At 73.7% G+C, this 21268-nt stretch carries 20 protein-coding genes and 1 riboswitch; of the genes, 5 read left to right on the top strand and 15 right to left on the bottom strand.

Annotated features, from left to right (window positions below; genetic code table 11):
• Positions 1–24: 24 nt before the first annotated feature.
• Entirely contained in the window at positions 25–561 is a 537-nt protein-coding gene (locus C8E84_RS01865; protein ID WP_159898987.1) for an MFS transporter, read from the top strand.
• On the top strand, positions 449–1174 hold the full coding sequence (locus C8E84_RS01860) for an MFS transporter (protein WP_159898985.1): 726 nt from the start codon (positions 449–451) through the stop codon (positions 1172–1174). Before C8E84_RS01865 ends, C8E84_RS01860 begins: the two co-directional genes overlap by 113 nt.
• 39 nt (positions 1175–1213) lie before the next feature.
• On the opposite strand, the gene C8E84_RS01855 is transcribed toward C8E84_RS01860, so the two are convergent.
• The 8 genes from C8E84_RS01855 to ribD all read right to left on the bottom strand — a co-directional run bounded on the left by C8E84_RS01855 (position 1214) and on the right by ribD (position 7009).
• A complete protein-coding gene (locus C8E84_RS01855; protein WP_246196721.1) occupies positions 1214–1654 on the bottom strand; it encodes a PH domain-containing protein in 441 nt (146 codons plus the stop codon).
• Positions 1651–2496, bottom strand: coding sequence for an ATP phosphoribosyltransferase (hisG, locus tag C8E84_RS01850; protein ID WP_159898983.1), 846 nt, complete (start codon positions 2494–2496; stop codon positions 1651–1653). The genes C8E84_RS01855 and hisG overlap by 4 nt, the downstream gene beginning before the upstream one ends.
• Positions 2497–2563: 67 nt before the next feature.
• Positions 2564–2827 (bottom strand): phosphoribosyl-ATP diphosphatase, encoded by a 264-nt coding sequence (locus tag C8E84_RS01845; RefSeq protein WP_159898981.1) that lies wholly within the window; start codon positions 2825–2827, stop codon positions 2564–2566.
• Between the two features lie 52 nt (positions 2828–2879).
• Positions 2880–3614, bottom strand: a complete 735-nt coding sequence (pnuC, locus tag C8E84_RS01840; RefSeq protein ID WP_425495940.1) for a nicotinamide riboside transporter PnuC — start codon at positions 3612–3614, stop codon at positions 2880–2882.
• Positions 3611–4096 carry a 6,7-dimethyl-8-ribityllumazine synthase gene (gene ribH / locus C8E84_RS01835; RefSeq protein ID WP_159898979.1) on the bottom strand — a complete coding sequence of 162 codons (486 nt, stop codon included), beginning with the start codon at positions 4094–4096 and terminating at the stop codon, positions 3611–3613. Before ribH ends, pnuC begins: the two co-directional genes overlap by 4 nt.
• Positions 4093–5316 (bottom strand): bifunctional 3,4-dihydroxy-2-butanone-4-phosphate synthase/GTP cyclohydrolase II, encoded by a 1224-nt coding sequence (locus C8E84_RS01830; RefSeq protein WP_211675341.1) that lies wholly within the window; start codon positions 5314–5316, stop codon positions 4093–4095. Before C8E84_RS01830 ends, ribH begins: the two co-directional genes overlap by 4 nt.
• On the bottom strand, positions 5313–5966 hold the full coding sequence (locus C8E84_RS01825; protein ID WP_159898977.1) for a riboflavin synthase: 654 nt from the start codon (positions 5964–5966) through the stop codon (positions 5313–5315). Before C8E84_RS01825 ends, C8E84_RS01830 begins: the two co-directional genes overlap by 4 nt.
• A 5-nt stretch (positions 5967–5971) precedes the next feature.
• Entirely contained in the window at positions 5972–7009 is a 1038-nt protein-coding gene (gene ribD / locus C8E84_RS01820) for a bifunctional diaminohydroxyphosphoribosylaminopyrimidine deaminase/5-amino-6-(5-phosphoribosylamino)uracil reductase RibD (protein ID WP_246196720.1), read from the bottom strand.
• A 121-nt stretch (positions 7010–7130) separates the two neighbouring features.
• Positions 7131–7261: riboswitch (FMN riboswitch) on the bottom strand.
• 121 nt (positions 7262–7382) lie between these two features.
• Here ribD and C8E84_RS01815 point away from each other — a divergent pair.
• Genes C8E84_RS01815 through xdhC form a run of 3 tightly spaced genes read left to right on the top strand, consistent with a single transcriptional unit; the run spans position 7383 to position 11957 of the window.
• Positions 7383–8834 (top strand): xanthine dehydrogenase small subunit, encoded by a 1452-nt coding sequence (locus C8E84_RS01815; protein WP_159898975.1) that lies wholly within the window; start codon positions 7383–7385, stop codon positions 8832–8834.
• On the top strand, positions 8831–11134 hold the full coding sequence (gene xdhB, locus C8E84_RS01810) for a xanthine dehydrogenase molybdopterin binding subunit (protein WP_159898973.1): 2304 nt from the start codon (positions 8831–8833) through the stop codon (positions 11132–11134). The genes C8E84_RS01815 and xdhB overlap by 4 nt, the downstream gene beginning before the upstream one ends.
• 1 nt (position 11135) lies before the next feature.
• Positions 11136–11957 carry a xanthine dehydrogenase accessory protein XdhC gene (gene xdhC / locus C8E84_RS01805; RefSeq protein WP_159898971.1) on the top strand — a complete coding sequence of 274 codons (822 nt, stop codon included), beginning with the start codon at positions 11136–11138 and terminating at the stop codon, positions 11955–11957.
• On the opposite strand, the gene C8E84_RS01800 is transcribed toward xdhC, so the two are convergent.
• The 7 genes from C8E84_RS01800 to C8E84_RS01770 all read right to left on the bottom strand — a co-directional run bounded on the left by C8E84_RS01800 (position 11947) and on the right by C8E84_RS01770 (position 21254).
• On the bottom strand, positions 11947–13254 hold the full coding sequence (locus tag C8E84_RS01800) for a nucleotide disphospho-sugar-binding domain-containing protein (protein ID WP_159898969.1): 1308 nt from the start codon (positions 13252–13254) through the stop codon (positions 11947–11949). The genes xdhC and C8E84_RS01800 overlap by 11 nt on opposite strands.
• The gene (locus C8E84_RS01795) at positions 13251–15254 is read right to left on the bottom strand and encodes a glycosyltransferase (RefSeq protein ID WP_159898967.1); all 2004 of its coding nucleotides are present in this window, start codon (positions 15252–15254) and stop codon (positions 13251–13253) included. Before C8E84_RS01795 ends, C8E84_RS01800 begins: the two co-directional genes overlap by 4 nt.
• 199 nt (positions 15255–15453) lie before the next feature.
• Positions 15454–16113, bottom strand: coding sequence for a ribulose-phosphate 3-epimerase (gene rpe / locus C8E84_RS01790; RefSeq protein ID WP_159898965.1), 660 nt, complete (start codon positions 16111–16113; stop codon positions 15454–15456).
• Between the two features lie 27 nt (positions 16114–16140).
• Complete coding sequence (locus C8E84_RS01785; protein ID WP_159898963.1) at positions 16141–17679, bottom strand: RsmB/NOP family class I SAM-dependent RNA methyltransferase; 1539 nt, start codon at positions 17677–17679, stop codon at positions 16141–16143.
• Positions 17672–18640, bottom strand: a complete 969-nt coding sequence (gene fmt / locus C8E84_RS01780) for a methionyl-tRNA formyltransferase (RefSeq protein WP_159898961.1) — start codon at positions 18638–18640, stop codon at positions 17672–17674. The genes C8E84_RS01785 and fmt overlap by 8 nt, the downstream gene beginning before the upstream one ends.
• Position 18641: 1 nt before the next feature.
• Positions 18642–19184 (bottom strand): peptide deformylase, encoded by a 543-nt coding sequence (gene def / locus C8E84_RS01775; protein WP_159898959.1) that lies wholly within the window; start codon positions 19182–19184, stop codon positions 18642–18644.
• Positions 19185–19220: 36 nt separating this feature from the next.
• Positions 19221–21254, bottom strand: a complete 2034-nt coding sequence (locus C8E84_RS01770; protein WP_159898957.1) for a primosomal protein N' family DNA-binding protein — start codon at positions 21252–21254, stop codon at positions 19221–19223.
• Positions 21255–21268 lie beyond the last annotated feature (14 nt).

Below are 21268 nucleotides of genomic sequence, written 5' to 3'. Positions count from 1 at the left end.
CCGGGACCGGCCATGCTCGGTGCGGTGACGACCCGCGAACCCACGCACGGCACGGCATCCGGCGTGGTCGGTGCCGCCGCAGGCGCCCGGAGCGCACCGTGGGTGCTCGTAGCGGCCATCGCGCTGGTCGCGGCCAACCTGCGCACCCCCATGGCGAGCCTGCCGCCACTGGCTGAGGCGGTGCTGGGCGCCGAGACCGCCATCGGAGCCGGGCTGGGGCTCGTCCTCGCCGGGCTCGTGCTGCGCGGGTCAGGTGGCGGCGCGGTGTGGTCGCTGTACGCCGGGACGTTCGTCGCCGGTGCGGGCATCGCCCTCGCCGGCACGCTCTTGCCCGGCCTCGTGAAGTCCGTCTTCCCCGCCCGGCGCTCGGGACTCGGAACGGGTCTCACGATGGCCGCCATGATGGGCCTGGCCGCAGTCGCGTCGGCCACGTCGGTGCCGCTCGCCGATGCCCTGGGCGGGTGGTCGCGATCGCTGCTCGCGTGGGTGCCGCTCGCCGTGCTCGCAGCCGTGGCGTGGATGCCGGTCGCGCGGGCGGCTCGCCGGCATCCGGGGCGTTGAGGAGGCGCCCGAGGACGTCTCCCACACGCTGCCGTGGGCGAGTGCGACGGCGTGGCTCGTCGCGGCCTACCTCACGGTTCAGTCCTGGCAGTTCTACTCCGCGCTGGCGTGGCTGGCCCCCACGTACGAGTCGCACGGCTGGACCGCGCGAGAGGCGGGCCTGCTCATGGCGGCCTTCACCGGAGCGCAGCTCGTGTCCGGGCTGGCTGCCCCCACCCTGCTGGACCGCGTGCCCGACCCGCGAGTGCTGATCGTGCTGGCGGGGCTGCTCGGTGGTGGCGGTGAACTCGGGGTGTGGCTCGCCCCTGATGCCGCCCCGTGGCTGTGGGCGGCGCTGCTCGGCGCCGGTCAGGGCGCGGCCTTCGCGCTCGGGTTGGCGCTGCTCGTGCGCTACGCCGCGACCCCGCGCGACAGCGCTCGCCTGACGGCCATGGTCTTCCTCGTCAGCTACACCATCGCGGCGCTCGGGCCCGCGACGATGGGTGTCGTGGAGGACGTCACGGGCAGCTTCTCACTCATCTGGGCGCTGCTCGCGCTCGTCATGGTGCCGCAGGTCGCCCTGTCACTGCGCCTGCGGCCCGATCGTGCCCCGGTGGGTACTCGCCGCGACTGACGACTGTGAGTGGGCGGGCGCCCAACCGCTCTCCGCGCCCTATCGCTGGTGCCGAGCGACCAGGGCCGCGAGCCGCCTGGCCTCGGCCTTGGCCTCGTCACCGTCAGCCCGCTGGATCGCCATGACGGCGAGCTCGTCGGTGTCCGAGAGCTCCAGGCTCACCCAGGGCGCGCCGTCGGGGAACCGCACCTCGACGATCTCCTCCCACAGCACCGTGCGCGTCAGCAGCAGGTTTCGCACGGTGAGGCCCACGTCGTCGCACACCGCCCGGATGCTCGCGTACCGACCGAGGAAGGCCGCCAGCCCGGCGCCGAGACCGAACAACGCCAACTGGTCGCCCCCCGACCACCCGGCGCGCCCCATGCCCAGGGCCACTGCGGCCGTGACGACGAGGGCGATCGTCGCCATCACCGCCGGCACGACTCGTCCACGGCGCGGGCGGAACACCACCGGGCCGGGCGCACCGCCGGAGTCGGTCACAGCCGGCAGGCGGTGATGTCGGTGACGAGGATGGCCCGGGCGCCGAGGTCGTAGAGCTCGTCCATGACCGCGTTGGTGCCCGAGCGCGGCACCATCGCACGCACGGCGCACCAGTCGCGGTTCTGCAGGTTCGACACCGTCGGCGACTCCAGCCCCGGGGTGATGGCGCAGGCGGCATCCACGAGCGCGGCGGGCACGTCGTAGTCGAGCATCACGTAGTGGCGCGCGGTGATCACGCCGAGCAGCCGCCGGCGCAGCACCTCGACCTGGGCCGTCTCCTCGCTGCCCTCGCGGCGCACGAGCACCGCCTCGCTCCTCAGGATCGGCTCACCGAACACCTCGAGGCCCTGCGACCGCAGGGTGGCCCCGGTCTCGACGACGTCGGCGATCACGTCGGCGACGCCCAGGGTGATGGCCGTCTCGACCGCACCGTCCAGCCGCACGACCTCGGCCTGGATGCCGTGGTCGGCCAGGTGCTTCTCGACGAGTCCCTGGTAGCTGGTCGCGACCCGGTGCCCGGCGATGTCGACGAGCGCGGACGCGGTACCCGGGCGGGCGGCATACCGGAACGTGGACGCGCCGAAGCCCAGTCCAAGCACCTCGACGGCTGCCGACCCGGAGTCGAGCAGCAGGTCACGGCCGGTGATGCCGCAGTCGACGGTGCCGGAGCCGACGTAGACGGCGATGTCACGCGGGCGCAGGTAGAACAGCTCGACGCCGTTCTCGGCGTCGGTGACGATGAGCTCCTTGGGGTCGCGGCGGGTGCGGTACCCCGCCTCGCGGAGCATGGCGGCCGACGGCTCGGACAGCGAACCCTTGTTGGGAACGGCGATGCGCAGCATGGGTGGTGAGGCTTTCGTCAGGAGGGGATGCCGTGGTGGCGTTCAGGGGTGGATGCCGGTGCGGCCCTCAGAGATGGGCGTAGACGTCGTCGGGAGTCAGGTCGCACGCGAGCATGAGCACCTGGAGGTGGTAGAGCAGCTGGCTGATCTCCTCGGCGGTGCGCTCGCGGCCCTCGTACTCAGCCGCCATCCACACCTCGGCGGCCTCCTCGACGATCTTCTTGCCGATGCCGTGCACCCCCGAGTCGAGCTCGGTGACGGTGCCCGAACCGGGCGGGCGGGTACGGGCCTTGTCGGCCAGTTCCACGAACAGCGAGTCAAACGTCTTCACGAGGGGCAAGCCTACGTGGGCCCGGCGACCCTCGACTCCAGCGTCCGTCCGGTCAGCCGACCGGGTCGAGCTCGCGGGTCTCCAGCACGTCGGGTGCCTCGGTGCGCGAGGCCCGCAACCACACGAAGAAGCCGTAGAGCACGAGCAACCCGTACACGCCGTAGAGCACTGCGGTGGCGTAGTACTCGCTGTGCCAGAGCAACGGGACACCGACGAGGTCGACGGCGATCCACATCAGCCAGAACTCGTTCCAGCCACGGGCCATCGCGTAGGTCGCGAGCATCGAGCCCACGAGGATCCACGCGTCGCACCAGAAGTACCAGCGCGGCGCGGGCCACGCCGCCCCGATGGACGCCAGCGCCCACTGGGCGACCAGCACCCCGCCGATCCACACGAGCACATACCCGACGCGCTCGCGGCCGGTCGCCCACCGCGGGGTGATGGCCGGGGTGTCGGCTGACGCGCCGGCGGCGAGACGCGCGTTGCGGTGCTCCTGCCAGCGCCACCAGCCGTACAGGCTGGTCATGATGAAGAAGACCTGACGGCCGGCCTGACCGAACAGCGGGGTGCGTGAGTCGGCGTCGAAGGTCGCGGAGACGAAGATCGTGAAGAGCAGCAGGTTCCCGACGATCCCGATGGGCCAGGCCCAGACCTTGCGTCGCATGCCGAGGATGGCCGAGGCGAACCCGAAGAGGTTGCCGACGACCTCGATCCACGGCAGCGGGTACCCCGCCACCGTGATCGACTCGTGCTGGAGCCAGGCGAGCAGCTCGCGCAGCGCGGTCACCGACCCGCCGCCGCGGCATCCAGGTCGCGCAGGGTCACGGCCGTGGCGACGGCCGCGGTCGCGGCCTCGTGGCCCTTGTCCTCGACGCTGCCGGGCAGTCCGGCCCGCGCGATGGCCTGCTCGTCCGTGTCGCAGGTGAGCACGCCGAACCCGACGGGCACCCCGGTGGTCACCGACACCTGGGTCAGGCCGACGGTCACCCCCTGGCACACGTAGTCGAAGTGCGGGGTGCCACCACGGATGACGACACCGAGGGCGACGAGGGCGTCGTACCGGGGCGCGAGCCGGGCACAGGCGACGCTCAGCTCGACGGTGCCGGGCACCCGCACCACGAGAGGCGACTGCACCCCGGCATCCGCCAGCCCACGCAACGCGCCGTCGACGAGACCGTCCATGACCTGCTCGTGCCACGACGCGGCGACCACGGCGACGCGCAGGCCGCTCCCGTCGACGGTCACGACCGGGGCTCCGTGTCCACTCATGCCGGTGCTGCTCCTTCACTGCTGTCGATGACGAGGTCGTGCCCCATCCGGTCGCGCTTGGTGCGCAGGTAGGCGGCGTTCTCGGCCACGGGTGCGATCCGCAGTCGCTCGACGACGACGACCCGGATGCCGTGCTCGCGCATCGCGTCGACCTTGGCCGGGTTGTTGGTCAACAGCCGCAGCTCCTGCACCCCGAGGTCGAGCAGCACCGCGGCGCCCGCGGCGTACTCGCGCGCGTCGATCGGCAGGCCGAGCTCGAGCTGGGCGTCAACGGTGTCCAGCCCGCGGTCCTGCAGCTCGTAGGCGCGCAGCTTCGCGCCGAGGCCCACCCCGCGGCCCTCGTGGCCGCGCACGTAGACGACGACCCCGCCCTCGGCCGCGACCCGCTCGAGCGATCGTTCGAGCTGGGGGCCGCAGTCGCACCGCTGCGAACCCAGCACGTCACCGGTCAGGCACTCGGAGTGCACCCGCACGAGCGGCGCCCGCTCCGGGATGCCCAGGGGGCTGACCAGGGCGAGGTGCTCGACGTCGGTGAGCACGTCGCGGTAGGCCACCGTGCGGAACGTGCCGTGCCGCGTCGGCAGCACGGTGTCAGCGACCCGCACGACGCGGTCGTGGCGCTGGCGCCACGCCACCAGGTCGGCGATGGTGACCACCGGCAGGTCGTGCTCGGCACCGAGGGCGAGCACCCCCGGGGTGCGCAACATGGTTCCGTCGTCGGCGACGAGCTCTCCGATGGCCCCGACGGGCTGGAGGCCGGCGAGCCGGCACAGGTCGACGGCGGCCTCGGTGTGTCCCGGGCGGGCCAGCACTCCCCCGGCGCGGGCCCGCAACGGCACGACGTGCCCGGGTCGGATGAGGTCGTCGGCGCTCGCCGTCGGGTCGGACAGGGTGCGGATCGTGTGGGCCCGGTCAGCGGCCGAGATGCCGGTGGAGACGCCGGATGCCGCGTCGACGGTCACCGTGTAGGCCGTCTTCCGGGGGTCCCTGTTGTCGGTCACCATGAGCGGCAGCGCGAGCCGGTCGGCGACGTCCTCGGTGACCGGCGCGCAGATGTAGCCGGAGGTGTTGCGGATGGTCCAGGCCATCCACGCGTCGGTCAGGGTCTGCCCGGCGAGCACGACGTCGCCCTCATTCTCCCGGTCCTCGTCGTCCAGGACGAGCACCGGGCGCCCGAGGCGCAGCGCGTCGAGCGCAGCCTCGATCGTCGACAGGGTCATGACTCCTCCGCGGGGGTCGGGGTGGGCTGGGCCGCCGGGCTGGCGAGCCGCGTGACGAGCAGGCGTTCGACGTACTTGGCGAGCACGTCGACCTCGAGGTTGACGGGGTCACCGACGCCCGTGGTGCCCAGCGTGGTCAGTGCGAGCGTGGTCGGGATGAGGGAGACGCTGAAGCTCGTGTCGGCGAGCCCGGCGACGGTCAGGCTCACCCCGTCGACGGTGATGGACCCCTGCGCGACGACGTAGCCGGCGAGGTCTGCGGGCAGCGAGATCTCGACGACCTCCCAGCGCTCGCCGGGTGTCCTGCGCACGATGGTGCCGACCCCGTCGACGTGGCCCTGCACGACGTGGCCGCCGAACCGCCCGTCGGCCGCCATCGCCCGCTCGAGGTTCACCCGGTCACGCGGTCGCAGCGCGCCGAGGCTGGTGAGGGCGAGCGTCTGGGCCATGACGTCGACGGTGAACTCACCGCCGCCGTGGGTGACGACCGTGAGGCACACCCCGTTGACGCTGATCGACGCGCCGTGGGTGGCATCGGCGGTCACGAGCGGGCCCGCGATGGTGAGGCGCGCGGAGTCGGTGCGGCCATCGGCCTCGAGCGTGTCGAGGGCGAGGACGGTGCCGAGCTCCTCGACGATTCCGGTGAACACGGCGATCAGGTCCCTGTCTGGGCGGTGGCGGGTGGCGCGGTGGACGGGCGGGCGGTGATCCGCACGTCCGGGGGCAGGACGGTGACGTCGACGAGGTCCAGGCGCACGGCATCCGCGATGGTGCGCACGCCGAGGTCGGCGCTGACCGTGGGGCCGCCGCCGAGCAGCGCCGGTGCGACGTAGGCGACGACCTCGTCGACCAGGTGGGCACGCAGGAACGCCGCGGTCAGCGTCGGGCCACCTTCGAGCAGGACGCGGTGGATGCCGCGTGCGTGCAGCGCCGCGAGCACATCGGCGGGGTCGTGGGTCGCCAGCAGCAGGGTCTCGGCCGCATCGTCGAGCACGCGTGCCGTCGCCGGGAGGCCGCGGCGGCCGACCACGACGCGCAGCGGCTGGCCCACGGCATCCGCGCCGTCGGCGGTGCGCACGGTGAGCTGTGGGTCGTCGGTCAGGGCGGTGCCGGTGCCGACGACGACGGCGCCGCACCGCGAGCGCAGGTCGTGCACGTCGGCGCGGGCGGCCTCGCCGGTGATCCAGCGGCTCGAGCCGTCCGCGGCGGCCGTGCGACCGTCGAGGGTCGAGGCGCTCTTGGCGATGACGAACGGGCGTCCCGTGCGGCGGGCGTGCAGCCACGACTCGTTGAGCGCCGCGGCGGCCTCCCGCAGCACCCCGGCCTCGACGGCGACCCCTGCGGCGGCCAGGGTCGCGGCGCCACCCGCGGCGACCGGGTCGGGGTCAGCGACGGCGAAGACGACCCGGGTGATGCCCGCCTCGAGCAGGGCGGCCGTGCACGGGCCGGTGCGTCCGGTGTGGTTGCACGGTTCGAGGGTGACGTGGGCGGTGCCGCCGCGGGCTGACTCCCCCGCCTGCGCGAGCGCGTCGACCTCGGCGTGCGCGGTGCCGGCCCCGCGGTGGTGCCCGACACCGGTGACCCGACCCGCGGCATCCGTGACGACGCAGCCCACGCGTGGGTTGGGGTCGGCCTGCGGGCCGAGGCGGGCAGCATCGATCGCCCGCTGCATCAGCGCGGTCCTCTCGTCCATGTCCTGCCCTCGTGCCTGGAAACCGGGTGGTCGGTCAGGCTCCGGGAGGATGGTTGTCGAGGGTTGGCACCCAAGGGCACCCGACCACGACGACCGCCGACGAGACCCGTAGGCCTCGCCGGCACGTGCTGCCTACCATCCGGACTTTCACCGTCGGTCCCGGAGTTTCACCGGGTCAACCGGCCGCTGGCTGCGGTCGGGTCGCGGACTGTCACCGCCGGTTCGGAATTGCACCGACCCCGGAGCACGTGTCGCAACCAGTATGCCGCACCCCGGCGCGGGGTTACCGTGGCGTCGCCGTGTGTGCTCTCTCACCCGGATGGCGCTGCGCGCGAAGGGTCCCGCGGACCACGACGACGAGGAGGATCAGGGCATGGCGACCGACCAGACACCCCGGGTGACGGTCAACGGCGTGGTCCACGACCTCGTCGGCACCGACCCGTGGACCCCCGCCCTGGAATGGCTGCGCTCGATCGGGCTGACCGGAGCCAAGGAGGGGTGCGCCGAGGGTGAGTGCGGTGCCTGCTCGGTGATGCTGGCCCGGCGCGACGGCGAGGACCGCACCCGGTGGGCCGCGGTCAACTCCTGCCTGCTCCCGGCCAGCGCCCTGGCGGGTCAGGAGGTCGTGACCTCCGAAGGGCTCGGGTCCCCCGAGGCGCTGCACCCCGTCCAGCACGAGATGGCCGTGCGCGGCGGGTCGCAGTGCGGCTACTGCACCCCCGGCTTCGTGTGCTCGATGGCCGCCGAGTTCTACCGGCCGGACCGGGCGCCGTCCCGCGAGGACCACGGGGGTGAGGTCGGGCCGAACGGCTTCGACCTCTCGGCGATCTCCGGCAACCTGTGCCGGTGCACGGGCTACCGCCCGATCCGCGACGCCGCCTACGCCCTGGGTCTGCCGCAGACCGACGACGCGCTCGCCAGCCGGCTGAGGAGCCCTGGACCCGCCGCTGCCCCCGTGGTCGTGGACGGCCCCACCGGCTCCTACGTGCGCCCCGCCGACCTCGACGAGGCGATCCACCTGATCCAGCGGCATCCGGATGCCGTTGTCGTGGCAGGGTCCACGGACTGGGGGGTCGACGTCAACCTGAAGGGTGCCCGGGCCGGGCTCGTCATCGGCATCGACCACTTGGCGGATCTGCGGGCTGTCACCCGCGACGCCGAGCACCTCGAGATCGGGGCTGCGCTCACCCTGGCCGAGCTCGAGCGGGGCCTCGCGCGCGAGATCCCCCTGCTCGAGACGGTGCTGCCCCTGTTCGCGTCCCCGCTCATCCGCAACAGCGCGACCATCGGCGGGAACCTCGCGACCGGCTCGCCCATCGGCGACCTCGCACCCGCGCTGCTCGCCCTCGGGGCCGACGTCGTGCTCCACGGTGCCGACGGTCAGCGCGTGGTGCCGCTCGCGTCGTTCTTCACCGGGTACCGGCGCAGCGTGCGGGGGCGCGACGAGCTGATCCGCGCCGTTCGCATCCCCCTGCCGCTCGGTGAGGTCACGGGTTTCCACAAGATCGCCAAGCGCCGCCACGACGACATCTCGAGCGTCGCCGTCGCGGTGTCGCTGCACGTCGTCGACGGGACGGTGCAGCGCGCTCGGATCGGGGTCGGCGGTGTCGCGGCCACCCCGCTGCGGGCGACCGACGCGGAGGCCTCTCTCGAGGGGCAGTCGTGGACCCGCGCGACCGCCGCGGCGGCCGGTGAGGTGCTGCGGGAGGTGGGCACCCCGATCGACGACCACCGCGCCAGTGCCGCCTACCGCCGGGCGGTGCTCGCCACCGCCCTGGTGCGATTGCACGCGCAGGGCGCGAGCACGGCCGAGGTGACGCGATGAGCGCCCCGCTCCCCGCTCGTGACGACCGGGTCGTCGGCCAGCCGCTGCCCCACGAGTCGGCGGCCCTGCACGTCACCGGCCGGGCGCTGTACACCGAGGACCTCGGGTATCGGATGCCGGGGCTGCTGCACGCCCACCCGGTCCAGGCGCCGCACGCGCACGCCGTCGTGACGAGGCTGGACCCCTCCCCTGCGTTGGCGGTTCCCGGGGTCGTGCGGGTGCTGACGGCCGCGGACGTCCCCGGCACCAACGACGCCGGGGCCAAGGGCGACGAGCCGCTGTTCCCCGACGAGGTGATGTTCCACGGTCAGTCGGTCTGCTGGGTGCTCGCCGAGACCCCGGAGGCCGCCCGCCTCGGTGCGCTCGCGGTCGAGGTGGCCTACGAGGTGCTAGCGGCCGTGGTGACGCTCGAGGAGGCCATCGAGGCCGGGAGCTTCCAGGGTGGGGCGCCCCGCCTCGAGCGCGGTGACGTCGAGAACGGCCTCGCGCACGCCGCCCACGTGTTCAGCGGCGTGACGACGAGCGCCGGGCAGGAGCACTTCTACCTCGAGACCCACTGCTCGATCGCCAACGTCGACGAGAGCGGGCAGGTCTTCCTCCAGAGCAGCACCCAGCACCCCAGCGAGACCCAGGACATCGTCGCGCACGTGCTCGGCCGGGCCACCCACGCCGTGACCGTGCAGTGCCTGCGCATGGGAGGCGGTTTCGGGGGCAAGGAGATGCAGCCCCACGGGTTCGCGGCCGTCGCCGCCCTCGGGGCGGTTCTCACCGGCCGACCGGTGCGCGTTCGGCTGACCCGCGGCCAGGACATGACCATGACCGGGAAGCGCCACGGGTTCCACACCCGGTGGCGCGTGGCGTTCGACGACGAGGGGCACCTCCTCGCACTCGAGGCCACGCTGACCTCGGACGGCGGCTGGAGCCTGGACCTCTCCGAACCCGTCATGGCTCGCGCCCTGTGCCACGTCGACAACGCCTACTGGATCCCGAACGTCCGGGTCGACGGTCGGATCGCCAGGACCAACAAAACGTCGCAGACGGCCTTTCGCGGCTTCGGCGGCCCGCAGGGGATGCTCGTCATCGAGGACATCCTCGGCCGGTGCGCCCCACTGCTCGGCATCGACCCGCTCTCGCTGCGCCAGCGCAACTTCTACCGCGAGGGCCAGAGCACGCCCTACGGCCAGGTCGTGCGGCACGCCGAGCGGATCGTCACCTGCTGGGAGCACGTGCTGTCCACGGCAGACGTGGCCCGGCGCCTCGAGGACGTCGCGCAGTACAACGCGACCCAGGAGCACTCCCGGCGAGCGATCGCGGTGACGCCGGTGAAGTTCGGCATCGCCTTCAACTTCACCGCCTTCAACCAGGCCGGGGCTCTCGTGCACGTCTACAAGGACGGGTCCGTGCTCGTCAACCACGGCGGCACCGAGATGGGCCAGGGCCTGCACACCAAGATGCTCCAGATCGCGGCCACGGCTCTCGACGTCCCGCTCGACCTGGTGCGCCTCGCGCCGACGCGCACCGACAAGGTGCCGAACACCTCGGCGACCGCCGCGAGCTCCGGGGCGGACCTCAACGGTGGTGCCGTGCTCGATGCCTGCGTCCAGATCCGCGAGCGGCTGCGCGCGGTGCAGGCGGCCCACGAGGCGCCCTTGCCCTGGGCCGACCTCGTGGCCGCGGCCTACGCCGAGCGCGTCCAGCTGTGGGCGGCGGGCTTCTACCGCACCGAGGGGCTGCACTGGGACTCCGCCGCCATGCAGGGCTCCCCGTTCAAGTACTTCTCCTACGGGGTGGCCGCCGCGGAGGTCGAGGTCGACGGCTTCACCGGCAGCCACCGGGTGCTGCGCGTCGATGTCGTGCACGACGTCGGCGACTCGCTGTCGCCCCTCATCGACCTCGGCCAGGTCGAGGGGGCGTTCGTCCAGGGGGCTGGCTGGTTGACCCTGGAGGACCTTCGGTGGGACGAGTCGCACGGGCCCTCTCGCGGCCGGCTGGCGACGAACACGGCCAGCACGTACAAGCTCCCGAGCTTCTCCGAGATGCCCGAGGAGTTCACCGTCACCCTGCTCGAGCGCGCCCACGAGGACGGAGCCGTCCACGGGTCGAAGGCCGTCGGCGAACCGCCACTCATGCTCGCGTTCTCCGTGCGAGAGGCCCTTCGTCAAGCGGCAGCAGCGTTCGGGCCCCCCGGGGTCTCGGTCGGCCTGGCCGCTCCGGCGACGCCGGAAGCCGTCTTCTGGGCGGTCGAGCACGCTCGCGGCGGGAACGTTCCCCCTGGACTGCACCCGGTCGTGGAGGGCTGACATGCACTGGCTCGCAGCACTGGACCACCTGCGCACCGCCCGCCAGCCCGGGGTCCTCGTGACGCTGACCCGGGTTCGCGGACACGCGCCGCGCGACGCCGGCGCGAAGCTCGTCGTCTCCGAGCTGGACACCTGGGGCAGCATCGGTGGCGGCAACCTCGAGGCCACCGCCGTCGAGCGTGCTCGGCGGATGCTGGCGGACGGCGCAGACCTCCCGGAGCAGTTCGACATCACCCTCAGCGACCGAGCCCGCACCGAGCACGGCCGCCAGTGCTGCGGAGGCGAGGTCAGCGTCCTGCTCGAGCCCTTCGACGTCGTGCCGTGCGTGGCCATCTTCGGGGTCGGGCACGTCGGGCACGAGCTCGCGCGCATCCTCAGCCGTCACGACCTCGACCTGCACCTCGTGGACTCGCGCGAGGAGCAGCTGGACACGGCGATGATGTCGTGGCTCGACGAGGCCGTTGCCCGCGTCCAGCGCCACCACGCACCGCTGCCGGAGATGGTGCTCGACGCCCTGCCCGCAGGCACGCACGTCGTGGTGATGACCCACGACCACGCCGAGGACTACGCCCTGTGCGACGCCGCCCTGCGACGAACGGGGCTCGGGTCCGTGGGACTCATCGGGTCCGCAGCCAAGTGGACCCGGTTCCAGCACCGCCTCGCCGCCGACGGGCACCCCGCGCAGGTGGTGAACCGGATCCACTCCCCCATCGGCGTGCCCGACCTGACCGGCAAGGACCCGGCGAGCATCGCCGTGGCCGTCGCCGCAGACCTGCTCCAGGTGATCTCCCGACGCCACCGGCAGGCCGACGTCAACCGCTGAGGGCCTCCTGCACGGCTGCGCGGGCTCGCTGCGGACCGGGGACCTCGCGCAGTGCCTCGCCGATCGCCGCCGCGGCACGGCGGGCGCCGCCCGGGGCCAGAAGGTGCCGCACGGCATCCGCGATGCCGCTCGAGGTGGTGGCGTTGGGGTCCAGGCACAGCCCGACCCCGGTCCGCTCGATCGCCGCGCCACCGGCGAACTGGTCGGTCGAGAAGGGCAGCACGAGCAGCGGCACCCCGGCGGTCAGGGCCTCGGTGACGCTGTTGTTCCCGCCGTGGGTCACCGCGACGCTCGACGCGGCGAGGAGGCGCACCTGCGGGAGGAACTCGCGCACGAGCCAGCCCCGCGGCAGCGGCCCGAGCTCCTCCACCGGCGCGGAGCCGGTCGCGAGGGCCACCCGGACGTCGAGCCCTCGAAGGGCGCCGACGATCAGGGCGAGGACGTCGGACCGGGCCGACAGGAAGCTGCCGAGGCTCACGTACACGACAGCACCGTCGTCGGCGGCCAGCCAGTCCTCGACCTGCGCGTCCTGCGGTTCCCGGCGCACGGCCGACCCGAGGAAGGTGTGGGGCGGCAGCAGGGCCGTCCGCTCGGGCTCGTGGAGCGCGGCCGGGTAGTTGAGCAACAGGAGGTCGCCCGTCTCGGCGAAGGCGTCCCGACTGGGCTGTGCGCTCGGTCGCAGGTCCTTGAGCGCGGCGTTCCACTGGGCCGTGAACGTGTCACGGACCCCTTCGCACAGCACCCGAAGGTCGGCGAGGTCCTCGTCGGCGGGGCGCATGGCACGCGGCCACGTCGGCGGGTGTCCGTAGACCTCGTCGCCGACGGTGAGTGCGCTCGGGTGGCCGAGCACCACGTCAGCGTGCGGCACCTGCGCGCCCACCAGCCCCAGGCGGGCCCCGAAGGCCAGGTGGTCGACGATCACGGCATCCGGCTGCACGCGCTCGACGATGCCCTGGACCTCGCGCGCCACGCCGACCGCGTTCCACAGCAGGTCGTCACCGCGCGCCCGGGCCTGGAACTCCAGGGCGGCCACCGGACCGTGGCGAGTGGCGTCGAAGAAGCCGCGCAGCGCGTCGTCCTCCCCCGGCGGCTGCTCCTCGGCCCGGATGACCCCCGGGTTGGACCCCCGCCCGAGCTGAAGGTGCTCGCGGTCGTACCCGAACGCCCGGACCACGGCGTCGGTGGCCGGGCCGGTGGCGACCACCACGCGCTCACCCTCGGCCTGCCAGGCCGTGGCGAGGGTTGCGAGCGGGTACAGGTGGGAGGCGTAGTCGGGGCTGATGACGAGCAGGGTCATGACGTGATCGCCCTCGGCAGCGACGTCGCGGCCTGGCGCGCCGCCACCGCGGCATACACCTCGACCAGGGACGAGGCCATCGTGTCGATGCCGAACCGTTCGCGGACCACGGCCCGTGACCTGCGGGTTCGCAACGCCTCACCCGGTGACGAGGCGAGCTCGAGGGCACGGCCGAACGCGTCCGCGAGCCGTCGTGGGTCGGTCGTGTCGGTGAGGACACCCGTGACGCCGTCCTCGATGTAGGTCGCCGGCCCCCCGCTGTTCGGGGCCACGACGACCAGTCCCATCGTCATCGCCTCGAGGATCGCGATGCCGAACTCCTCCTTGAGGCTGGCGCAGACGTAGACCCCGTCGGGCGCACACACCCCGGCAACACCCCGGTGGGCGGCAGCCAGCCACGCGGTCGTGGTGGCGTTCGGCCGGTGACCGGCGAGGAGCAGTCCTTCTCCCGCGGCGTCATCGGTGGGGACGACCTGACGGATGCGGGCGATCTCGCCGGCCTCCTCGGGTGTCGGGTCGTCCAGGTCACCACCCACGATGACGAGGTTGCACCGTTCGCGCAGGGAGGGCTCGGTGAGCCAGGCAGAAGCCAGCGTCGCCATGCCCTTGACCGGCGACAGCCGACCGACCGACACGGCGAGGGGCAGCCCGCGCCGGTGCGGGGGAAGCTGGTCGAGCACGGCGGTCAGTTCCTCGAGCGCCGATGCCGTGTCCGGGCTCCGCGGGGCGTCGCCGGAGACCTCCCTGGCGACGCGTTCGAGGGCCGCCAGGTCGATCCCCTCGCCGACCACGGACACCCGCTGACGCTGTGCCGCGACGTCGATGCCGACCAGCCGCTCGATGCTGCGCTCGACGTCCGGGCGCGGGAACAGCACGAGGTGCTCGGCCTGATCCGCGAGAGCACGCAGCAACCGATCGCGGAACCACAGGTGCTCCACCCGGTCCGCGTCGCCGAAGTCTCCACGGATCAGGCTCCCGTCGGCCTCTCGCGCGGCGAGGAGAGCCTGGGGGTCCGGGGCCAGGGTCAGCACGACGGGGATCCCCATATCGGCGGCCACCTCGGCGGCGACCAGCGACCCGACGTCAGCCATCCGCAGGTGGATGACGTCGACGCGACCAGCCGCACGCAGCACCGCTCGGATGCCGCGGCGTGCCTGGATGCGCAGCGGCCATGCCGTCGACACGCTGGCCGCGGGCCCGGTCAACGGGATGCGCGCGTAGTGGTGGCCGCTCCCCGCGAGGGACTGGGAGAGGGCGCGGCCCGTCGTCGCGCCAGCCCCCCAGGCGTCGGCGACCGCGGCGTCCCTGCTGCCCGAGATGGTGATCACCCGGTCCACGCGCGCGCCGTGGTGCAGCAGGGCGTCCCCGAGGTGGACCAGGAGGGTTGCCACACCGCCGGTCTCACCCTGGCCGGAGTGGCGCAGGCTGCCGTCGAGGTCACCGTGCAGGTAGAGCTGGGCCACCGTGAGCCCCGGCCCCCCGCGAGTCGGCGGCGGCGTGGCCTCGCCGACACCGCCGCGCAGGTCGTCGGCAACCTCCACCAGGCGCGCCCGGGCAGCCGGGTCGCCCTGCGATGCCAGGCCGACCGTCACGGCGTGCTCGACGGCATCCGGAGACGCCGCGGCCCACCGCTCCAGGGTGCGCGCCGCCAGCATCCCCGGAAAGCCGCCCTCGGCGCAGTGCCGGACGAGCCGCTCGAGGGCCGCGGCCTGCGCAACCACCCCGGACAGGGCGTCGATGGCGTGCTCCGCCACGTGGGCTCGCTCGTCGCCCAGGAGGCTGACCAGGTGCGCCCCGGCCGTTGCGCTGCCGTGGGCGCCGAGGGCGTGCACCGCTGCGATCGCGGTGATCGGATCGGGGTCCGTGGTGGCGACGACGAGGTGGTCGACCACCTCAGGACCGGCCGAACGGGCGACGTCCTCGAGCCGTTCGCCAGCGCGCATCCCGTCGAGGATGGTGGCTGAGGAGCGAACGTCGGTCAGGGCGGCACGGACATCCATGCACACGACTCTAGGCGAACCATGTTGAATCTTTGTCCAATGTTGCACAGATCTTCCGAGCCTTCGCCTCGGTGTATCCGTAGGCGCCCACCAGGCTCGCGCCGCGCAGATCAGCGCCGTGCAGTCGACGAACCGGCAGTCCGGCCCACGACGTAGCCCCGGTCGGCGGCGACCTCGTCGAGCAGGGATGCCGGGTGGCTCACCGGTGGGTGTGCGCGGTGGCGAGCGCGCGCAGCTGCTCGATCGCCGCGGACGCCGACTCGGCGCCGTACACCGCCGAGCCGGCGACGAAGACGTCCGCACCGGCATCCGCACACTGTTCGATGGTCGAGGCGGACACCCCGCCGTCGACCTGCACCCACACCTCGCCGCCGAAGCGGCGCACGGCGTCGCGGACCTGCGAGACCTTGGGCATCTGGTCGGCCATGAACGACTGGCCACCGAACCCCGGTTCGACGGTCATGACGAGCACCATGTCGACCTCGGGCAGGAGGTCCTCGTAGGGGGCGAAGGGGGTTTCCGGCTTGACCGCGAACGCCGCCCGAGCCCCGGCGGCGCGGATGGCGCGGGCGGTCGCCACGGCATCCGCGACGGCCTCGATGTGGAAGGTCACCGACCGGGCCCCGGCCTCGGCGTACCCCGGTGCCCAGCGGTCGGGGTCCTCGATCATGAGGTGGCAGTCGATCGGGATGGGCGACACCCGCACCAGCGACTCGACGATGGGTAGCCCGAGCGTGAGGTTCGGGACGAAGTGGTTGTCCATCACGTCGACGTGCGCCCAGTCGGCGGTGGCGATCGCCCCCAGCTCGCGCTCGAGGTTCGCGAAGTCGGCGGAGAGGATCGACGGTGAGATCAGCACGGGCGACACCCTAGGCCGTGACGGTCCTCAGCGGCGACGGAGCAGGGCGAAGAACATGGCGTCGGTGCCGTGGAGGTGCGGCCACAGCTGCACGTACGGCCCGTCACCGAGCCCGTCGAGGGGCGCCCCCGAGGCGTCGGTGAACAGCGGCCGGGCATCGACGAGCTCGACGTCGGGGTGCTTCTTCAGCACGTCGGAGACGACGAACCGGGTCTCCGCGACGTGCGGGCTGCACGTGGCGTACGCGACGACTCCTCCGGGCGCCACCGCGGCCAGGGCCGAGGTCAGCAGCGCCCGCTGGAGCGGAGCCAGCTCGGCGACGTCCGAGGGCTGGCGGCGCCATCGCGCCTCGGGGCGGCGGCGCAGCGCGCCCAACCCGGTGCACGGGGCGTCGACGAGCACCTTGCCGTGGGCGCCCGGCTCGTCCGTGCCCACGTCACGCCCGTCGGCGGTGCGCACCTCGACGCGCTGGCCGACCGACTCGGCGTGCCGCGTCAGGGCAGCGAGGGTGGCGCGCACGAGGTCGGCACGGTGGGGGGTCACCTCGACGGCGGTGAGGTCAGCACCGTGCTGCACCGCCATCGCGCCGAGCACACCGGCCTTGCCGCCCGGGCCCGCGCACAGGTCGAGCCACCGGTCCGGGACGTCGGGGCCGACCTCGGCCGCCGCGAGGGCCAGGGCCACGAGCTGCGAGCCCTCGTCCTGCACCGACGCCCGACCCTGCCGCACGGCTGCGACGGAGCCGGGGTCACCGCTGTCGAGCACCACCCCGTGCGGGGAGAGGGTGCTCTTGCAGGCCTGCGCGCAGGAGAGCAGCTCGTCCACGTCCGACAGGCCGGGCCGGGCGACGAGGTGGACCCGGGGCGGGTCGTTGTCGGCGGCCAGGAGCGCCTCGAGCTCGGTGTCGATCGTCTCGGCGGTGGCTCGTCCGTGCCCGAGCAGGGCGGCCCGCAACGCGGAGACGACCCACTGCGGGTGGCTGTGGAGCACAGCGAGGGCGTCCACTCCCCCACCTTCGAGGACGACCGCCTCCTGCCACTGCTCGAGGGTCTTCTCGCTCATCCGTCGCATGACCGCGTTGACGAAGCTGCCCGCCCCGGCCCCCGCCACGACCTTGGACAAGCCCACGGTCTGGTCGGCCGCGGCGTGCGTCGAGACCCGCATCCCCATGAGCTGGTGGGCCCCGAGCCGCACCACATCGAGCACCTGGGGGTCGATGCGGTCGGTCGGCCGGCCGGCGGCCTGCGCGATGACGGCGTCGTAGAAGCCCTGCCACCGAATCGTGCCGAAGGCCAGCTCGGTGGCGAAGGCGGCGTCGCGGCCCGCGAGGTGGTGGCGTCGAAGGATGTCGGGCAGCTCGAGGTTGGCGTAGCCCCCCTCGGCCACGGAGCGCAGCAGCGTGTAGGCGGCGAACCGGGTCGGCTCGGCCCGCTTGGTGCGCTGGGAGGGTGCCGTGGCGCTGCGCGCCCGTGGACCACGCCCACCGGATGCCGGTCGGCCACCTGCGCGGTCGTCGCGCCGCTGCGGGCGGGAACCGCCGCGGTCGTGGTGCTCGCGCTCAGCCATCGAAACGTTCTCCTGAGGTGATCCGGACGCCGCGAGCCCAGTCGGGCGCCGCCATCTCCTTCTTGCCGGGGGGAAGCACCTCCCGCAGCTCGACGGGGGTGGACCCGGTGCCGACGAGCACCGAGCGTTTGGTGACGTGCAGCTCACCGGGGGCGAGCGTGAGGGAGGGTGCGTCCCCGGAGTCCGCGGACGGCATCCCTGCTGCTGCCGTGGCGAGCCCGACGGGCCCGAGCTTGACGCGTTCACCGCGAAAGGTCGTCCAGGCGCCCGGGGCAGGGGTGCAGCCGCGCACGTGCCGGTCGACGACGTGGGCGGGCAGCCCCCACCGCACCTGCGCCTCGTCGGTCGTGAGCTTCGGGGCGTGGCTGACGCCGTCGTCGGGCTGGGGCACGGCGCGCAGCGATCCGTCGGCGATGCCGTCCATGGTCGCGACGAGCAGGCCGGCGCCGGCGTGGGCGAGGCGGTCGAGCAGGATGCCGCTGGTGTCGCTCGGGCGCACCGTCTCGGTGAGGGTGCCGAGCACCGGCCCGGTGTCGAGCCCTTCCTCGAGCAGGAAGGTCGTGGCGCCCGTGACGTCGTCACCCGCCATGATCGCGCGCTGCACGGGGGCGGCCCCACGCCAGGCCGGGAGCAGCGAGAAGTGCAGGTTGACCCAGCCGACCCGCGGCACCTCGAGTGCCGCGCGGGGCACGAGGGCGCCGTAGGCGACGACCGGGCAGCAGTCGGGATCGAGCTCGACGAGGCGCGCCTGGAAGTCGGGGTCCCGGGGTGAGACAGGGGTGAGCACGTCGAGGCCGTGCTCGAGCGCCACCTGCTTGACGGGTGACGGCGCGAGGGTGCGGCCCCTGCCGGAGCGGGCGTCGGGGCGGGTCACCACGGCGACGACGTCGTGCGCGGAGGAGAGCAGCGCGAGCAGCGAGGGCACCGCCGTCTGCGGGGTTCCCGCGAACACGAGGCGCATCTCAACGCCTCCCGAAGGCGCCGGCGTGCGGGCTGGTGCGGACCACGGGCGGGGTCGCCCCCCAGTCGGCCTCACGGATGAGGCGCATGGCCTCGCGGCGCTGCTCCGGATCGAGCCGGTCGATGAAGAGGATGCCGTCGAGGTGGTCGGTCTCGTGCTGCACGGCCCGTGCGAGCAGGTAGGTGCCCTCGACGGTCACCGGCTCGCCGTGCATCGTCCACCCGCGGGCGACGACCTGCACCGCACGGGGGGTCTCGACGTGCACGCCGGGGATCGACAGGCACCCCTCGAGCTCGCTCTCCTGCTCGTCGCCGAGGCTGAGGTCGGGGTTGACGAGGTGCCCGATGACGCCGTCGACGTGGTAGGTGAACACCCGCAGGCCGACCCCCAGCTGCGGTGCCGCGAGACCCGCTCCCCCGGCGTCGAGCATCGTGTCGGTCAGGTCGGTGACCAGACGCCGCAGCTCGGCGTCGAAGTCGACGACCGGCTCGGCCGGGGTGCGTAGGACCGGGTCGCCGAACAGCCGGATGGGGGTGACACTCACGCCGGGGAGTCTAGGCGTGATGCCGTGGTCCGCAGGTCACGTCGTGGGGTCTGGGGGGTCGACCCGCACCGTGACGGGGTCGGGGTCCTTGCGGGCGGAGGCCCGTGCCCTCATCGCCGCGAGTTCGCGCGTGAGGTCGGGGCCATCGGGCCGTGGGACGGTGATGATCGTTCGCCAGCGCTCCTGGGGGGCCGCGCCAGCACGCCCGGCGCTGACGGGGCCGCCCGCGTGTGGCAACGGCCCGAGCACCGCGGCGGAAGCCGGAAGCGCCACCTCCTCGAGCGACCGCTCCAGCGCGGCGCGCGGCCCGGTGAGGGTGGCCAGCCGGGCCGCGGGGGGCAGCGACAGCTCGTGCCGCTCGGTGAGTTCGCGCTCGGCGAACCAGGTGGGGTCCCACCGCACCAGCGCCTCGACGGCGGGTACCGACACCTCGGTCGGTGCACCCGCGAGCACGATGCGCCCCCCGCGGGACGCCGCCCGCACGAGTGCCGCTGCCGCGAGCCACCGGCGCAGGGCCTCCTCCCCTGCCAGGAGAGTCGGCCGGTCGAGCAGCGCCCAGGCGTCGAGCAGCAGCGCCGCGGCGTAGCCCTCCGGGGCCACCGGCTCGGCACCCGGGGTCGAGACGACCAGCCGCGGACCTGCCTTGACGACGTCGAGCACCGTGCCTGCCCCGGAGCGTTCGACGGGCACACCGGGGAACGCCCGTCCCAGCTCCTCCGCCGTACGACGTGCACCGACGACTGCCGACCGCAGCGCGTGCCCGCCGCAGGCCGGACAGCTGAACGCCGTCTCGACCCGGCCGCACCATCGGCACGACGTCGGACCCTGCGGCCCCGCCAGCGCCAACGGACCGGCGCACGCCGAGCACCGAGCCGGTCGACGGCAGGTCTGGCACGACAGCGACGGCAGGTAGCCGCGCCGGGGCACCTGCACGAGCACCGGGCCGTGGGCCAGCGCCTCCTTCGCCGTGCGCCACGCCAGACTCGGCAGGTGGGCCGCAGCGACCGCCGGGTCGCGGTCGGCGTCGTGCCCCTCACCGGCCACGCGCACCGACGCGGCGGCCGCCCGCACCACCGCCCGGGGCGCCTCGACCGGGGTCAGCACGCCCCGGGACACGAGGTCGGCCACGGCCACCGACCGCGAGTACGCGGCGGCCAGGACGGCAGCGCCCTCGTCGGCCGCCCGCGCGAGCAGCACCTCACGCACGTGCGGGTAGGGCGCTCTGGGTTCGTCGAGCAGGTCGTCACCGTCGTCCCACCAGGCGACGAGGCCGAGGTCCCGGACCGGGGCGAAGGCCGCCGCCCTCGTGCCGACGACCACCTGGGCGTGACCGCGCAGCGCCTTGAGGTAGGCGGTGTACCGGGCCTGCGGGCCCTGGTCGGCCGTGAGCCGGGTGTGCCGACCGGTGCCGAGCGAGCGGATCAGCGCGGCCTCGACCCGCACGACGTCACGATGGTCGGGCACGACGATGACCGCCCCGCGACCACCCTCGACGGCCGTGCGCGCGGCCTGGGCCAGCAGCATCGGCCAGTCACCGTCCGGGTCGGTGGAGGGGACGACGAGCAGGGATGCGGCCGGCGCACCTCCCGCACCCACGTGGGTGAGGAACGCGGGGCCCGCGGGGTACGGGAGCCAGGCGGCCGGCATCCGATCCGGCAGTGGGGGTCGGTCGGCCGGGTCCGGCGGCGAGACCGGAAGGACCTTCTCGGCGGCGGCGTGCCTGGGTGGGACCGCGAGGCGCAACACGTCGCCGAGTGACCCGGCGTAGTGGTCGGCGACGACGCGGGCGGCACGCAGCACCGCCGGGGTGAGCACCGGTTCGGGCGACACGACCCGGCGGAGGGGGCTGAGCCGGCCGAGGTGTTCGGCATCCGCGCGCCGGTCGAGCACGAAGCCGGAGAGGTCCTGCCCGGCGAAGCGCACCTTGACCCGCACCCCCAAGAGCGCGGTGTCGGCCAACGAGGTCGGCACGGTGTACTCGAACGGCCGGTCGAGGTGGGCCAGACCGGTGTCGACCTGGACCAGGGCCACCGGGAGCACCTCGCTCGTCGGGTCGCCGGTCGCTGCCATGCGCCGAAACTAGC

The organism is Ornithinibacter aureus (assembly GCF_009858245.1).
GTDB lineage: Bacteria > Actinomycetota > Actinomycetes > Actinomycetales > Dermatophilaceae > Fodinibacter > Fodinibacter aureus.
The sequence above is the reverse complement of the archived record's forward strand: the minus strand, read 5'-3'. Positions and strand labels throughout refer to the sequence as shown.

What these genes read in the sequence shown, in the direction of transcription:
- ribD (WP_246196720.1), bottom strand. Translation starts at nt 7,009, where the DNA reads ATGGACGAGAGGACCGCGCTGATGCAGCGGGCGATCGATGCTGCCCGC.
- xdhB (WP_159898973.1), top strand. Translation starts at nt 8,831, where the DNA reads ATGAGCGCCCCGCTCCCCGCTCGTGACGACCGGGTCGTCGGCCAGCCG.
- C8E84_RS01860 (WP_159898985.1), top strand. Translation starts at nt 449, where the DNA reads ATGCCCTGGGCGGGTGGTCGCGATCGCTGCTCGCGTGGGTGCCGCTCG.
- hisG (WP_159898983.1), bottom strand. Translation starts at nt 2,496, where the DNA reads ATGCTGCGCATCGCCGTTCCCAACAAGGGTTCGCTGTCCGAGCCGTCG.
- C8E84_RS01800 (WP_159898969.1), bottom strand. Translation starts at nt 13,254, where the DNA reads ATGACCCTGCTCGTCATCAGCCCCGACTACGCCTCCCACCTGTACCCG.
- C8E84_RS01830 (WP_211675341.1), bottom strand. Translation starts at nt 5,316, where the DNA reads ATGACCCTGTCGACGATCGAGGCTGCGCTCGACGCGCTGCGCCTCGGG.
- C8E84_RS01785 (WP_159898963.1), bottom strand. Translation starts at nt 17,679, where the DNA reads ATGGCTGAGCGCGAGCACCACGACCGCGGCGGTTCCCGCCCGCAGCGG.
- C8E84_RS01795 (WP_159898967.1), bottom strand. Translation starts at nt 15,254, where the DNA reads ATGGATGTCCGTGCCGCCCTGACCGACGTTCGCTCCTCAGCCACCATC.
- ribH (WP_159898979.1), bottom strand. Translation starts at nt 4,096, where the DNA reads ATGAGTGGACACGGAGCCCCGGTCGTGACCGTCGACGGGAGCGGCCTG.
- C8E84_RS01770 (WP_159898957.1), bottom strand. Translation starts at nt 21,254, where the DNA reads ATGGCAGCGACCGGCGACCCGACGAGCGAGGTGCTCCCGGTGGCCCTG.
- C8E84_RS01815 (WP_159898975.1), top strand. Translation starts at nt 7,383, where the DNA reads ATGGCGACCGACCAGACACCCCGGGTGACGGTCAACGGCGTGGTCCAC.
- fmt (WP_159898961.1), bottom strand. Translation starts at nt 18,640, where the DNA reads ATGCGCCTCGTGTTCGCGGGAACCCCGCAGACGGCGGTGCCCTCGCTG.
- xdhC (WP_159898971.1), top strand. Translation starts at nt 11,136, where the DNA reads ATGCACTGGCTCGCAGCACTGGACCACCTGCGCACCGCCCGCCAGCCC.